The sequence below is a fragment of the Streptomyces sp. NPDC058375 genome, assembly GCF_042723425.1.
Lineage (GTDB): Bacteria > Actinomycetota > Actinomycetes > Streptomycetales > Streptomycetaceae > Streptomyces > Streptomyces durocortorensis.
In genome coordinates this window covers 1-12,356 of the sequence record NZ_JBHXJG010000219.1, presented here as the reverse complement: position 1 = coordinate 12,356, position 12,356 = coordinate 1, and the positions used below count along the sequence as shown (strand labels likewise).

Here is a 12,356-nt window from a genome sequence, read left to right as displayed (position 1 = left end):
ACCACCCGGCACCGCCTGGAGGGCCACCGGGAGGCCCTCGCGGCGGCGGGCGTCGCCGAGGGGCCGACCGTCCACGGCCCGTACGACCGGGCCGCCGGCCACGCGGCCGTCGCGGCAGGCGTACGGCGGTGGGCGGGCGACCAGCAGCGGATGATGTCGCGCACCGACACGATGCCCACCGGGCCGTCGCCGTCCAGCACGATCAGGTGCCGGAACCCTCCGTGCGTCATGGCTTCCGCGGCCTCCTCCAGGGTCCAGGCCGGGGCGGCGAACACCACGTCGGTGGTGGTGTGGGCGGACGCGGTCTCCCGGTCGGGGTCCAGCCCCGATCCGACCGCGTCGAGGATGTCGCGCTCGGTGATGATGCCGAGCCCGCAGGTATCCGGGTCGTGGACGACAGCTGCCCCGATACGGCGGGCCGACATCAGCCGGGCCGCCTGGCGGAGCGTATGGGTGGGGCCGATGGTGAGGACCACCGTGCTCATGGCGTCACGGACGAGCATGAATCGAGCCACCTCCTCGGTGAGCCGACTCTGTGAGTCGATTCACAAGTTCACAAGTGGGGGGACTCTCAGAGTGGCACCCTTGGGCCGGGTCGACAAGGGGTGGGCGGGCGTGCGCCGGGGGAGTGCGCGAGCACGCACGCGACGGCCGGCGCCGCCGGGGCGACACGGTTCAGTAGCGCTGGTTGAGGTAGCCCAGCAGCTCGTCGTGGAGAAGCCCGTTCGAGGCCGCCGCGTTTCCGCCGTCCGGTCCGTCCTTCCCGTCCAGCGAGGTGTACCGGCCGCCCGCCTCCTGGACGACGATCGCGGGCGCCGCCATGTCCCACAGCGACAGCTCCGGCTCCGCGCAGATGTCCACGGAACCCTCGGCGACCATCATGTACGGCCAGAAGTCCCCGTAACCCCGCGTCCGCCAGCAGGCCCGGGTGAGGTCCAGGAGACCGTCCAGGCGGCCCTGCTCCTCCCAGCCCGACAGCGAGGAGAACGCGAACGAGGCGTCCGCGATCCGACCCACCTTCGACACGTGCATCCGGGTCGCGGAGGTGAGGCTGCGGCCGGTGTAGGCGCCCGCGCCCTTCGCCGCCCACCAGCGCCGGTTCAGCGCGGGCGCGGAAACCACGCCCACGACCGGCCGGAAGCCCTCTTCGCCGACCTCCATCAGCGAGATCAGCGTCGCCCACACCGGCACACCGCGCACGTAGTTCTTGGTGCCGTCGATCGGGTCGATCACCCAGCGCCGCGGACCGGAGCCCTCGACCCCGTACTCCTCGCCCAGGATCGCGTCCCTCGGGCGGGCCCGATGCAGATGGCCCCGGATCAGCTCCTCGGCGGCCTTGTCGGCCTCGCTCACCGGCGTCATGTCCGGCTTGGTCTCCACCTTCAGGTCGAGAGCCTTGAACCGGTCCATCGTCGCGGCGTCGGCGGCGTCCGCCAGTACGTGGGCGAGGCGCAGATCATCGTGGTAGTCGGGCATGCCGCCACAGTATCCAGCGCCGCCGGACGCGGGCTACAGCGCCCCTGCCGCCCGGAACCCTTGACAGTCCCCGGGAGCGCGTCAACTCTGAACGGCAGGATCCCGGGGCGGGGGAGGCGACGATGCCGACAGCGCGGCAGGCCTTGCTGGACGCCGCCCTCCGGGCCCTGGCCGACCGGCCCTGGCGTGCCGTGCGCATGGTCGACGTCGCGACCCTGGCCGGTGTCTCGCGCCAGACGCTCTACAACGAGTTCGGCACCAAGGGGGGACTGGCCGGGGCGCTTCTGCGAGGGGCCGCCGACGGCTATCTCGCCGGGGTCGACCGTGCTCTGACCGCCCCCGCGCCCGATCGTCCGGCCGCCGTCGCGCTCTGGACCCTCCGGGCCGCCCGCCAGAACGCGCTGGTCAGGGCACTGCTCACGGGGCACTGGGCGGAGGGGCTGCCCCGCCCGGACCGGCAGCCGGGGTCCCGGGGGCGGACAGGTGGGAAGCCGCCGCCGGAGCCCGGTGAGCTGCTCGCGCTGGTACGGGACCGGATGGCGGCGGCGTCGCCCGGGGTCGCCGCCGGGCGCTGCGAGACCGTCCTGCGCCTCGCGCTGTCCTGTGTGATCGTTCCGGTGCCGGGCGACGACGCCGCGGACAGCCGCGCGCTCCGACTCGTCCGGGAGGCGGCGCGGCCGGTGGTGGCGGGGATCAGTGGGCCGAACCGGACAGCTGGAGGCCGATCACCCCGATGATCACCAGGGAGATCGACACCAGCTTCAGGGTGGAGACCACGTCGCCGAGGAAGACCATGCCGTAGATCGCGGTTCCGGCGGCCCCGATCCCGGTCCACACCGCGTACGCCGGGCCGACGTCCAGTTTCCGCAGCGCCAGGGTCAGCAGCCCGAAGCTGCCGAGCGCGAACACGGCGAACGCGATCGTCGGCCAGAGCCGGGTGAACCCGTGGGAGAGCTTCAGACACACGGCGAAGCCGGTCTCCAGCAGTCCTGCGACCACGACCAGCAGCCACGCCATCGTCAGTTGCCTCCCGCATAGGTGACGGCTTCGTCCCACTCGGTGCGATTATGCCGTTACCGGTCGTTGAAGCTCGCAAACATGCCCGCGCCGCCCCGAAGGATTGCCGCCGGATGCGCCGTCAGTCGCCCTCGCGCCTCTCACGGGTGGCGAGCAGCCGGCGCAGGGAGTCCAGGCGCGCCGGGTCGGCGTGACCCTCGGCCACCCAGGCCTCCAGCGCGCATTCGGGCTGGTTCCCGTCATGCGTGCAGCCGCGCGGGCACTCCTCGGTGCCCGGCTCCAGGTCCGGGAAGGCCTGGATGACGCGCGACGGGTCGACGTGGTGCAGCCCGAAGGAGCGCACGCCCGGGGTGTCGACCACCCAGCCACGGTCGCCGGGCAGCGGCAGCGCGAGGGCCGAGGTGGTGGTGTGCCGGCCCCGGCCGGTGACGGCGTTGACGTCGCCGGTGGTCCGCCGTCGGTCCTCCGGCACCAGGGCGTTGACCAGCGTCGTCTTGCCGACCCCGGAGTGCCCGACGAAGGCGGTGACCTTGCCCTCCAGCAGCTCGCGCACCCGCTCCGCCGCGTCGCCGTTCTCCAGCTCCTCGCGGCTGGTCACGATGTACGGGACGCCGAGCGGGGTGTACGCCTCCAGCAGCTTGTCCGGCGACGCCAGGTCGGACTTGGTCAGCACGAGCAGCGGGGTGAGCCCGCCGTCGTACGCCGCCACCAGACAGCGGTCGATCATGCGCGGGCGGGGCTCCGGGTCGGCGAGCGCGGTGACGATCGCCAGCTGGTCGGCGTTGGCGACGACGACGCGCTCGTACGGATCGTCGTCGTCGGCGGTGCGGCGCAGCACCGTGCGGCGCGGGGCGATCCGCACGATCCGGGCCAGGGTGTCCTTCTCGCCGGAGAGGTCACCGACGATGGAGACGGTGTCGCCCACCACGGCGGCCTTCCGCCCCAGCTCGCGGGCCTTCATCGCGACCACGGTCCGGCCGTCGACGAGGCAGGTGAGCCGGCCCCGGTCGACGGTGAGGACCAGGCCGTCCTCGGCATCCTCGTGCTTGGGCCGGATGTGCGTCCGCGGCCGGTTGCCCTTGCGGTTGGGGCGGACGCGGATGTCGTCCTCGTCGGGGTTCTTCCCGTAGCGGCGCATGATCTAGATCCCGAGCATCCCGGTCCACATATCCGGGAAGTCCGGCAGGGTCTTGGCGGTCGTGCCCACGTTCTCGATCTCCACGCCCTTCACCGCCAGGCCGATGATCGCCCCTGCGGTGGCCATGCGGTGGTCGTCGTACGTGTGGAAGACGCCGCCGTGCAGCGGGCGCGGGCGGATGTGCAGCCCATCGGCGGTCTCGGTGACATCGCCGCCCAGCTCGTTGATCTCCTTGGTCAGCGCGGCCAGCCGGTCCGTCTCGTGCAGCCGCAGATGGGCGACGCCGCTCAGCGTGGAGGGGGAGTCGGCCAGGGCGGCGACCGCCGCGATGCCCGGGGTCAGTTCGCCGACCTCGCCGAGGTCCACGTCGATGCCGTGGATCCGGCCCGTACCGGTGAAGGTCAGTCCGCGTTCGGTCAGCTCACAGGAGCCGCCCATCGCGGTGAAGATCTCGCGCAGCGCGTCGCCCGGCTGGGTGGTGCGCTCGGGCCAGTCCGGGATCGTGACCCGGCCGCCGGTCACCAGGGCCGCGGCCAGGAACGGCTGGGCGTTGGAGAGGTCCGGCTCGATCGTCAGGTCGCGGCCGAGCAGGGCGGAGGAGGAGACCCGCCAGACGTTGGGCTCACCGCCCGTCTCCGGCTCGTCCACCTGGGCGCCGACGGCCCGCAGCATGTCGACGGTCATCCGGATGTGCGGCATCGAGGGGAGCGTGGACCCGGTGTGCCGGACCTCCACGCCCTGGTTGAAGCGCGGCCCCGACAGCAGCAGCGCCGAGACGAACTGCGAGGACGACGAGGCGTCGATCGACACCGGACCGCCCTCCAGCGCCCCACTGCCGTGCACGGTCAGCGGCAGCGCCCCGCGCCCGTCGTCGTCGATCCGCGCGCCGAGCGCCCGCAGGCCCTCGATCACGCCGGTCAGCGGGCGCTCGTAGGAGCGGGGATCGCCGTCGAAGCGGATCGGGCCGTCGGCGAGCGTGGCGACGGGCGGCAGGAAGCGCATGACCGTGCCCGCGTTGCCGACGTCGATCGTGGCCGGGCCGTGCAGCCCCGCCGGGATGACCCGCCAGGCCTCGCCCGAGCTGTCCGGGGAGGCGGCGGCGGACGGGCTGCTCGCGGACGAGGAGGAGACGGTCTCCTCGATGCCGACGCCCATGGCGCGCAGCGCGTCCGCCATCAGCAGGGTGTCGCGGGAGCGCAGCGGGCGGCGCAGCCAGCCCGGCTCGGCGGCCAGCGAGGCCAGCACGAGCGCGCGGTTGGTGACCGATTTCGATCCGGGCACGGTGACGGTCGCGTCGACGGCCCCGGTCGCGTGGGGGGCGGGCCAGAGGGCGGGCTGCACGGAACTCTCGGTCATGGCCAACACTTTAGTGGCTTTACGTCGACCCGGATCCTGACCAAATGGGCGGAAACCGTTCCGTAGCGAAAGAGTGGTACGGACCGGAGCGGCCAACCCGGCCTCACCAGCCCAGCAGCCACCGCCCGCCGCCGATCAGCGAGCACAGCGACACCGCGTGGAAGAGGAACAGCCACAGCACCGCCGGAGCGTGGGTCAGCCGGGCCAGCTGGTCCGCGTCGGAGTCCGGGGCCCCGCCGTGCCGCCGCTTGGACTGGAGCTCGAACGGCGGCCGCACCCCGCCCAGCAGCAGGAACCACACCACCACGTACGCGAACGCCGACTGCACGTCGGAGGAGGCCAGCCAGGACACCAGAAGGAACGTGGTGCCGGTCAGGATGACGGTGAGGGCCCCGTACACGTTGCGGATCATCACCAGCATCACCGCGAGCAGAGCCGTCGCCACCCACAGCAGCAGGGTGATCCTGCCGTTCGTCAGCAGCCAGGCGCCGCCCAGGCCCAGCAGGGACGGGGCCGTGTAGCCCGCCGCCGCCGTGAGGATCATGCCGATCCCCGTCGGCTTGCCGCGGCTCACGGTCAACCCGCTGGTGTCCGAGTGCAGCCGGATGCCGGAAAGCTGCCGCCCGGTGAGCAGGGCCACCAGGCCGTGGCCGCCCTCGTGCGCGATCGTGATCGTGTTGCGCGCGAGCCGCCATATCGGGTTCGGCACCACCGCGATGAGCGCGAGCGTGGCCGTCACCACCACCAGCCACTGCTCGGGAGCGGACTGGGTGCCGGTCACGCGATCCCACAGATCGCCCAATTCGGTGCTGTTCATCGGCCGGGCGACTCCTTGCGGTGGGTGCGGGCGGTCGTGGCAGTCTGGCACTTATGTGCGGACGGTATGCAGCGAGTCGGAAGCCCGAGGACCTGACCGGACTCTTCGGCGTCGAGAAGTGGGAGCCCACCGAGACCCTGGAGCCGGACTGGAACGTGGCGCCGACCAAAGAGGTCTACGCGGTTCTGGAGCGTCCTGTTAAAGACGCGGACGACCAGCGTCCGGTTCGCCAGTTGCGGGCCCTGAAATGGGGACTCGTGCCGTCCTGGTCGAAGACCCCCGAGGGCGCCGCCCGGATGATCAACGCCCGCGCGGAGACCGTGCACGAGAAGCCCTCCTTCCGCCGCGCCTTCGCCCAGCGCCGCTGCATCCTGCCCGCCGACGGCTACTACGAGTGGGTCACGGGCTCCGAGGAACGGCAGCTGGAGGAGAAGAAGGGCAAGAAGCGGGCCCGCAAGCAGCCGTATTTCGTCACCCCCGCCGACGGGTCGGTCTTCGCGATGGCCGGACTGTACGAGTTCTGGCGCGACACGACCCTGCCCGGCGACCACGAGAACGCCTGGTGGGTGACGTGCTCGGTGATCACCACCGAGGCCGAGACCACACCCCTGGCCGTCGCCCCCGCCGAAGGGCCCGGCGCGCTCGCCGACATCCACCCCCGGATGCCGCTGATGCTCACTTCGGACCGCTGGGACGCCTGGCTGGACCCCTCGCGCACCGGCGAGGACGAGCTGCGGGCCCTGCTGGAGCCGCCGCCCGGCGGGCTGATGCGCGCCTACCCGGTCGCCACCGCCGTCAGCAACGTCCGCAACAACGGGCCCGAGCTGCTGGAGGAACTGGCGGCACCGGAGGAGTCCACGCTGTTCTGAGGCGTACGTGGGGGAGTCCACGCTGTTCTGAGGCGTACGCGGGGGAGCCCACGCCGTTCTGAGTCGCGGGCGGGGGAGGATGGCGCGGTGAGCCGTCAACCACGTACGCAGAACGTCACCACCGACGCCGGTGAGGCCCGGATCACCTGGGTCGCCGCCTCCGAGCCCCGCCTCGTGCTCGCCGTGAGCCACGGGGCGGGCGGCGGGATCGAGGCCCGCGACCTGAAGGCGCTGGCCGCCGCCCTGCCCGGACACGGCGTCACCGTCGCCCTGGTGGAGCAGCCCTGGCGGGTGGCCGGCAAGAAGGTGGCTCCCGCCCCGAAGACCCTGGACACCGGCTGGCGCGGACTCTGGCCCGCCCTCGCCGCTCCCGGGCTGCCCGTAGTCGCCGGGGGCCGCAGTGCCGGGGCCCGGGTCGCCTGCCGTACCGCCACCGAGCTGGGCGCGGCGGCCGTCCTCGCGCTCAGCTTCCCGCTGCACCCCCCGGGCAAGCCCGAGAGGTCCCGCGCCGACGAACTGCTCGGCACCGGCGTGCCCACCCTGGTGGTGCAGGGCGGCAACGACCCGTTCGGCCGACCCGCGGAGTTTCCGGAGGGCGACCACAAGCTGGTCGAAGTGCCCTATGGCGACCACGGCTTCGCCGTACCGAAGAGATCCGGGCTGAGCGAGGATCAGACGATGGGCATCCTCACCGGAGCGGTCACCGCGTGGCTCACGTCACTCGGGTGACACAGGCCCCGGGAATGCTCCGTACAGGGGCGCTGTTGTTCGGGACGTCGGTACAACAACGTCGTACGTGGAGAGGGAGTCCGTCGCATGGGTTCGACCATCTGCCCCAGCCGCTCGAACGCCGCTGACCTGGAGTGGACCGTGCTGCCTGCGGCGAAGACCACCTCCGAGCGGCCCCTGGGCGGGGGTAACCGACAGGCCGCCACCAAGCAAGGTCGACTATTCTCCGATGCGAGCGGGTCCGGTTTCGGCTCCGCCACATCGTTGGAGGAGGTGGGTCCGGTCACTGGGACCGACACAGGGACCGACGACGGCCGTGCACCGGAGACGTCCGCCGAGCGCAACGCGCGCTTCGAGCGGGACGCCCTCGGTTTTCTCGACCAGATGTACTCGGCCGCGCTGCGCATGACGCGCAACCCCGCCGATGCCGAGGACCTGGTCCAGGAGACCTACGCCAAGGCGTACGGCTCCTTCCACCAGTTCCGTGAGGGCACCAACCTCAAGGCGTGGATGTACCGCATCCTCACCAACACCTTCATCAACTCGTACCGCAAGAAGCAGCGGGAGCCCCAGCGCAGCGCTGCCGAGGAGATCGAGGACTGGCAGCTGGCCCGGGCCGAGTCGCACATGTCGACCGGTCTGCGCTCGGCGGAGTCCCAGGCGCTCGACCATCTCCCGGACTCCGACGTGAAGTCGGCGCTCCAGGCGATCCCCGAGGAGTTCCGCATCGCCGTGTATCTCGCCGATGTCGAGGGCTTTGCCTACAAGGAGATCGCGGACATCATGGGGACTCCCATCGGTACGGTGATGTCCCGGCTGCACCGCGGCCGCCGCCAGCTGCGCGGCATGCTGGAGGACTACGCCCGTGAGCGCGGGCTCGTCGCGGCCGGTGCCGGTGACTCGGACGATCGGAAGGGCTCGGCCTCATGAGCTGCGGAGAGCCGCACGAGACGGATTGCTCGGAGGTCCTCGACCATCTCTACGAGTTTCTCGACCGGGAGATGCCCGAGGGCGACTGCACCAAGTTCGAGACGCACTTCGAGGAGTGCTCCCCGTGCCTGGAGAAGTACGGCCTCGAACAGGCCGTGAAGAAGCTGGTCAAGCGGTGCTGCGGACAGGACGACGTCCCGACCGACCTGCGCTCCAAGGTGATGGGCCGGATCGACCTGATCCGGGCCGGCGAGGCCGTGCCCGATCACGACGTTTCCGTGCAGGCCACGGACCGGTCGGCGACCGCCGCCGAATAGTCACCCGAATGTGCTAATCGGATCCGTAGCGGCTCGGTGAGCCGCGCAACTCGCTAGCGTGGCGCGTCCATCGACCATGCTGGGGGCAAGTGCGGGCGTGAGGGGCACACCGGCGGCGGCACGTGCCTGCATCCTGGCCGCCGTTCTCTGCGCGGTCTGGTGCACGCTTCCCGCGTACGCCCCCGGGGCCCCGGTCCCGTGGGGCACGGCGGCCCTTCCGGCCGCCCTCGGGCTCGGCTGTGAGCTGGCCGGCCGCCGATCACTGCCCGGAGGCACGGGTCCGGTCGCCGCCGGGTCGTTCCTCCCGATCCTCCTCGCCGCCGCCGAGGGCGAGCTGAGCGGTCCGCCAGCTCCGGCGGGCCGCGTACGGCAGCTGCTCCACCCGTCCGGCCAGCGAGCCGGGCACCGCCACCAGCGCGGCGGCCGCGGGCGGCAGCAGGAAGTGGCGGAGCCCGTACGGCCCGCCCTCCGCGCTCCTCGTGCTGCTGCCGATGTACCTCTCCTGCTGGGTCTTCGCGCAGTACCACCGCGAACAGGCCGCCCACCGCGCCACCATCCGCGCCCTGGTCCACGCCGTCGACATCAAGGACACCTACACCCGGGGCCACAGCGAACGGGTCGGCCGGGCCTCCGTCCTGATCGCCCGTGAACTCGGCATGGACGAACGCCGGGTGGAGGGGCTCCGGTTCGCCGGGATCCTGCACGACGTCGGCAAGCTCGGCGTCCCCACCCGGGTGCTGCGCAAGGACGGGCCGCTCACCCCCGAGGAGCGGCGGATCATGGAGCTGCACCCGGAGTACGGGCACGAGATCGTCCGGGGCATCGGCTTCCTGGACGAGGCCCGCGATGCGATCCTGCACCACCACGAACGGCTCGACGGCAGCGGCTATCCCTACGGGCTGAGCGGCTCGCGCATCCCCGAGTTCGCCCGGGTCGTGGCCGTCGCCGACGCCTTCGACGCGATGACCTCCACCCGCTCCTACCGCCGCGCCCGCCGAGCTGAAGCGGTGTGCGGGCGTGCTCCCGCTCGCGGTACTGGCGGCGACCGCCCTGTGCGACGCCCTGCAGGCCGCCCTCCTGGCGCGTTCGCGGGCGTGCCTCGAAGGGCCCGGCGCCCCGCCCCCGTACGGATCGCTCCTGGTCGACGAGGTGCGCGCGCTCGCCGGGACGGGGACGGCGATCGGCGCGACCGGGGTCGTGATGGCGCTGGGGGCCGCGGTCGCCGGGCTCTGGGCGCTGCCCGTGCTGTGCGGGCCGCTGCTGCTCACCCAGGTCTCCGCCCGCCGGTACGCGGCCGTCCGCGCGACCTGCGGGCAGACCATCGCCTCGCTAGCCCGCGCCGCCGAGATCGCCGGGTAGACCCCGCCCGGCCATGCCCGCCGGGTCGCCGCGCTCGCCACCGCCGTGGGGCGGGAGCTGGGGCTTACCGGGCCGCAGCTGGCCGTGTTGGAGCACGCCGCCCTGATGCACGACATCGGCCGGCTCTCCCTCCTCGACCCGGTCGCCGGCGGGGCGACCGCCGGGCTGCCCGCCGCCCAGCAGCGCCGGATCGCCCTGCTCGGCGGGGCGGTGGTCCGCCGCACCGGGGTCGATCCGGCGGTCGCGGCGGTGGTGGAGCAGCAGGCCGATCCGTACCGGGAACAACTGCCCGCCGCCAGGATCGTCAGGACGGTCAACGCATACGACGACCTGTGCGGGGAATGCGTGGGCGGGCCGCTCGGCGCGCTGGAACAGCTCAGGCTCGGCACCGGGCACGACCACCAGCCACAGGCGGTGGAGGCGCTGGGGCGCGTCCTCGCGCGAGGCGGTCTGACCCCGGCCGGAGCTGGGTAACCCATGGGTAATGAGCGGGCGTCCGGCCGGGCATGGTTGGATGCGAAAGCAGAGCGGATGACGAGGGTGTCCAGTCGGGACAGGCGGGAATCGTGAGGATCTTCGGGAAGGTACGGCATCGGCCGTCCGCCTCTTGGCGGCAGGCCACGGACCGCGCGTTCACGCTGATCGGCGACGGCCGGTACGAGGACGCGGGGGCGCTGCTGACGCGTGCGGCGGATCTGGAGCCCTGGCTCTCGGAGTCCTGGTTCAATCTGGCGCTGCTGCACAAGTTCCGGCACGACTGGGAGCAGGCGCGCGCGGCGGGCCTGCGGGCCGTCGCGCTGCTGGACCGCGAGTCCGGCGCCCCGGACTGGTGGAACGTCGGCATCGCGGCCACCGCCCTCCAGGACTGGCCGCTGGCGCGGCGGGCCTGGCAGGCGTACGGACTGAAGGTTCCCGGTGGCGGCCAGCACAGCGCGGCCACCACCGAGCCGACCGGCATGGAGCTGGGCAGCGCCGCCGTGCGGCTCTCGCCGGAGGGCGAGGCCGAGGTGGTCTGGGGCCGCCGGCTCGACCCGGCCCGCATCGAGGTGCTCTCGATCCCGCTGCCGTCCTCCGGGCGGCGCTGGGGCGAGGTCGTCCTGCACGACGGGGTGCCCAACGGCGAGCGGGTCACCGCCGCCGGACCTTCGTACCCGGTCTTCGACGAGATCGAGCTGTGGGCGCCCTCGCCCGTGCCGACCTGGGTGGTGCTGCTTGAGGCCGCGACCGAGGAGGACCGGGACGCGCTGGAGAAGCTCGCCTCGGACGCCGGGTTCGCCGCCGAGGACTGGTCCTCGTCCGTGCGGCTGCTGTGCCGGGCGTGCTCGGAGAGCCGGATGGAGAGCGACGAGGGCGACGGCGAGCACCTGGACCCGCACGACCACAGTGAGCCGGGCCACCCGGGACCGCTCGGCCACCGCACCGCCGGCGCCGGCGACCTCTGGGTGCCCGAGCGTGAGTGCGGCCTCGCCGCCCCCGCCGGGCTGGTGCGCGGGCTGCTGGACGGCTGGGTCGCCGACAGCCCGGACAGCCGTGAGTGGCGGGATCTCGAAGAAGTCTGCTGACCGCTGCCCGTAGGCTGTACGCGCACCGATCGCGGTGCTGCTCCTCCCGCGCTTCCCGGGTTGTGACGGGATACGGCGGGGTCACCGAGTTCAGGTTTTTGCAGGAAGGCGTACGGCGGACATGTCGCAGCAGGAGACGGACGGGCGGATCGGCGTGGACGACGAGGGGTTCATCGTCGACACCGAGGACTGCGAGGAACGCGAGGCGGCCTACCGCGCGCGCGGCACCTCCCGTCCGATCACGGTCGTGGGCAACCCGGTGCTGCACAAGGAGTGCAAGGACGTCACCGCGTTCGACGACGAGCTGGCGCAGCTGATCGACGACATGTTCGCCAGCCAGAAGACGGCCGAGGGCGTCGGCCTCGCGGCCAACCAGATCGGCGTGGACCTGAAGGTCTTCGTCTACGACTGCCCGGACGACGACGGCAAGCGCCACACCGGTGTCGTCTGCAACCCGGTCCTGGAGGAGCTGGCCCCCGACATGCGGGTCCTCGACGACTCCAACGAGGGCTGCCTCTCGGTCCCGACCGCGTACGCCTCGCTCGCCCGCCCCGACTACGCGGTGGTGCGCGGCCAGGACGCGCAGGGCAACCCGATCCGGGTCAAGGGCACCGGCTACTTCGCGCGCTGCCTCCAGCACGAGACGGACCACCTGTACGGCTACCTGTACATCGACCGGCTCTCCAAGCGCGAGCGCAAGGACGCGCTGCGGCAGATGGAAGAGGGCACGCCGCGCTACGAGACCGTTTCGAACGACTGAGCACGCCCCTGCGGGGCCCCGGCAAC

The 12,356-nt window shown here is 72.4% G+C and carries 12 protein-coding genes and 4 pseudogenes; 10 read left to right on the top strand and 6 right to left on the bottom strand.

Features of this window, described 5'->3' with window-relative positions:
- Positions 1-114: pseudogene (locus tag ACFWM7_RS27520) on the top strand (LacI family transcriptional regulator); the annotation flags it as partial.
- On the opposite strand, the pseudogene ACFWM7_RS27515 reads toward ACFWM7_RS27520, so the two are convergent.
- Together ACFWM7_RS27515 and hisN are read right to left on the bottom strand one after the other, a co-directional pair.
- Positions 111-503 (bottom strand): annotated as a pseudogene (locus ACFWM7_RS27515) (cyclic nucleotide-binding/CBS domain-containing protein); the annotation flags it as partial. The pseudogenes ACFWM7_RS27520 and ACFWM7_RS27515 sit on opposite strands and share 4 nt — an antisense overlap.
- Positions 504-675: 172 nt before the next feature.
- The gene (gene hisN, locus ACFWM7_RS27510; RefSeq protein WP_383265294.1) at positions 676-1,476 is read right to left on the bottom strand and encodes a histidinol-phosphatase; all 801 of its coding nucleotides are present in this window, start codon (positions 1,474-1,476) and stop codon (positions 676-678) included.
- Positions 1,477-1,598: 122 nt separating this feature from the next.
- On the opposite strand from hisN, the gene ACFWM7_RS27505 reads away from it, so the two are divergent.
- Positions 1,599-2,213 (top strand): TetR/AcrR family transcriptional regulator, encoded by a 615-nt coding sequence (locus tag ACFWM7_RS27505; RefSeq protein WP_383265291.1) that lies wholly within the window; start codon positions 1,599-1,601, stop codon positions 2,211-2,213.
- Here the strand turns inward: ACFWM7_RS27505 and ACFWM7_RS27500 are convergent.
- The 4 genes from ACFWM7_RS27500 to ACFWM7_RS27485 all read right to left on the bottom strand — a co-directional run bounded on the left by ACFWM7_RS27500 (position 2,170) and on the right by ACFWM7_RS27485 (position 5,804).
- Positions 2,170-2,493 carry a DMT family transporter gene (locus ACFWM7_RS27500; RefSeq protein ID WP_376285538.1) on the bottom strand — a complete coding sequence of 108 codons (324 nt, stop codon included), beginning with the start codon at positions 2,491-2,493 and terminating at the stop codon, positions 2,170-2,172. The two genes, ACFWM7_RS27505 and ACFWM7_RS27500, sit on opposite strands and share 44 nt — an antisense overlap.
- Positions 2,494-2,614: 121 nt before the next feature.
- The gene (gene rsgA, locus ACFWM7_RS27495; RefSeq protein WP_383265287.1) at positions 2,615-3,631 is read right to left on the bottom strand and encodes a ribosome small subunit-dependent GTPase A; all 1,017 of its coding nucleotides are present in this window, start codon (positions 3,629-3,631) and stop codon (positions 2,615-2,617) included.
- Positions 3,632-3,634: 3 nt separating this feature from the next.
- The gene (aroA, locus tag ACFWM7_RS27490) at positions 3,635-4,987 is read right to left on the bottom strand and encodes a 3-phosphoshikimate 1-carboxyvinyltransferase (RefSeq protein ID WP_383265285.1); all 1,353 of its coding nucleotides are present in this window, start codon (positions 4,985-4,987) and stop codon (positions 3,635-3,637) included.
- A gap of 103 nt (positions 4,988-5,090) precedes the next feature.
- Entirely contained in the window at positions 5,091-5,804 is a 714-nt protein-coding gene (locus tag ACFWM7_RS27485) for a M50 family metallopeptidase (protein WP_010061549.1), read from the bottom strand.
- A 53-nt stretch (positions 5,805-5,857) separates the two neighbouring features.
- Here ACFWM7_RS27485 and ACFWM7_RS27480 point away from each other — a divergent pair, with 53 nt between their 5' ends.
- The 8 genes and pseudogenes from ACFWM7_RS27480 to def all read left to right on the top strand — a co-directional run bounded on the left by ACFWM7_RS27480 (position 5,858) and on the right by def (position 12,330).
- On the top strand, positions 5,858-6,673 hold the full coding sequence (locus tag ACFWM7_RS27480; RefSeq protein ID WP_383265282.1) for an SOS response-associated peptidase: 816 nt from the start codon (positions 5,858-5,860) through the stop codon (positions 6,671-6,673).
- 87 nt (positions 6,674-6,760) lie between these two features.
- Positions 6,761-7,402, top strand: a complete 642-nt coding sequence (locus ACFWM7_RS27475) for an alpha/beta family hydrolase (protein ID WP_383265279.1) — start codon at positions 6,761-6,763, stop codon at positions 7,400-7,402.
- Positions 7,403-7,675: 273 nt separating this feature from the next.
- Entirely contained in the window at positions 7,676-8,332 is a 657-nt protein-coding gene (locus ACFWM7_RS27470) for a sigma-70 family RNA polymerase sigma factor (protein ID WP_007458152.1), read from the top strand.
- Positions 8,329-8,649: a mycothiol system anti-sigma-R factor gene (rsrA, locus tag ACFWM7_RS27465; RefSeq protein ID WP_383265277.1), complete on the top strand. Its 321-nt coding sequence runs from the start codon at positions 8,329-8,331 to the stop codon at positions 8,647-8,649. Before ACFWM7_RS27470 ends, rsrA begins: the two co-directional genes overlap by 4 nt.
- 97 nt (positions 8,650-8,746) lie before the next feature.
- Positions 8,747-9,651 (top strand): annotated as a pseudogene (locus ACFWM7_RS27460) (HD-GYP domain-containing protein); the annotation flags it as partial.
- Positions 9,652-9,675: 24 nt separating this feature from the next.
- Positions 9,676-10,482: pseudogene (locus tag ACFWM7_RS27455) on the top strand (HD-GYP domain-containing protein); the annotation flags it as partial.
- Between the two features lie 92 nt (positions 10,483-10,574).
- Complete coding sequence (locus ACFWM7_RS27450; protein ID WP_371625829.1) at positions 10,575-11,570, top strand: tetratricopeptide repeat protein; 996 nt, start codon at positions 10,575-10,577, stop codon at positions 11,568-11,570.
- A 121-nt stretch (positions 11,571-11,691) separates the two neighbouring features.
- The gene (gene def / locus ACFWM7_RS27445; RefSeq protein WP_383265273.1) at positions 11,692-12,330 is read left to right on the top strand and encodes a peptide deformylase; all 639 of its coding nucleotides are present in this window, start codon (positions 11,692-11,694) and stop codon (positions 12,328-12,330) included.
- Positions 12,331-12,356: the final 26 nt, after the last annotated feature.

Coding starts and splice junctions, on each gene's coding strand:
- def (WP_383265273.1), top strand. CDS start 11,692: ATGTCGCAGCAGGAGACGGACGGGCGGATCGGCGTGGACGACGAGGGG.
- ACFWM7_RS27480 (WP_383265282.1), top strand. CDS start 5,858: ATGTGCGGACGGTATGCAGCGAGTCGGAAGCCCGAGGACCTGACCGGA.
- hisN (WP_383265294.1), bottom strand. CDS start 1,476: ATGCCCGACTACCACGATGATCTGCGCCTCGCCCACGTACTGGCGGAC.
- ACFWM7_RS27500 (WP_376285538.1), bottom strand. CDS start 2,493: ATGGCGTGGCTGCTGGTCGTGGTCGCAGGACTGCTGGAGACCGGCTTC.
- rsrA (WP_383265277.1), top strand. CDS start 8,329: ATGAGCTGCGGAGAGCCGCACGAGACGGATTGCTCGGAGGTCCTCGAC.
- aroA (WP_383265285.1), bottom strand. CDS start 4,987: ATGACCGAGAGTTCCGTGCAGCCCGCCCTCTGGCCCGCCCCCCACGCG.
- ACFWM7_RS27505 (WP_383265291.1), top strand. CDS start 1,599: ATGCCGACAGCGCGGCAGGCCTTGCTGGACGCCGCCCTCCGGGCCCTG.
- ACFWM7_RS27485 (WP_010061549.1), bottom strand. CDS start 5,804: ATGAACAGCACCGAATTGGGCGATCTGTGGGATCGCGTGACCGGCACC.
- rsgA (WP_383265287.1), bottom strand. CDS start 3,631: ATGCGCCGCTACGGGAAGAACCCCGACGAGGACGACATCCGCGTCCGC.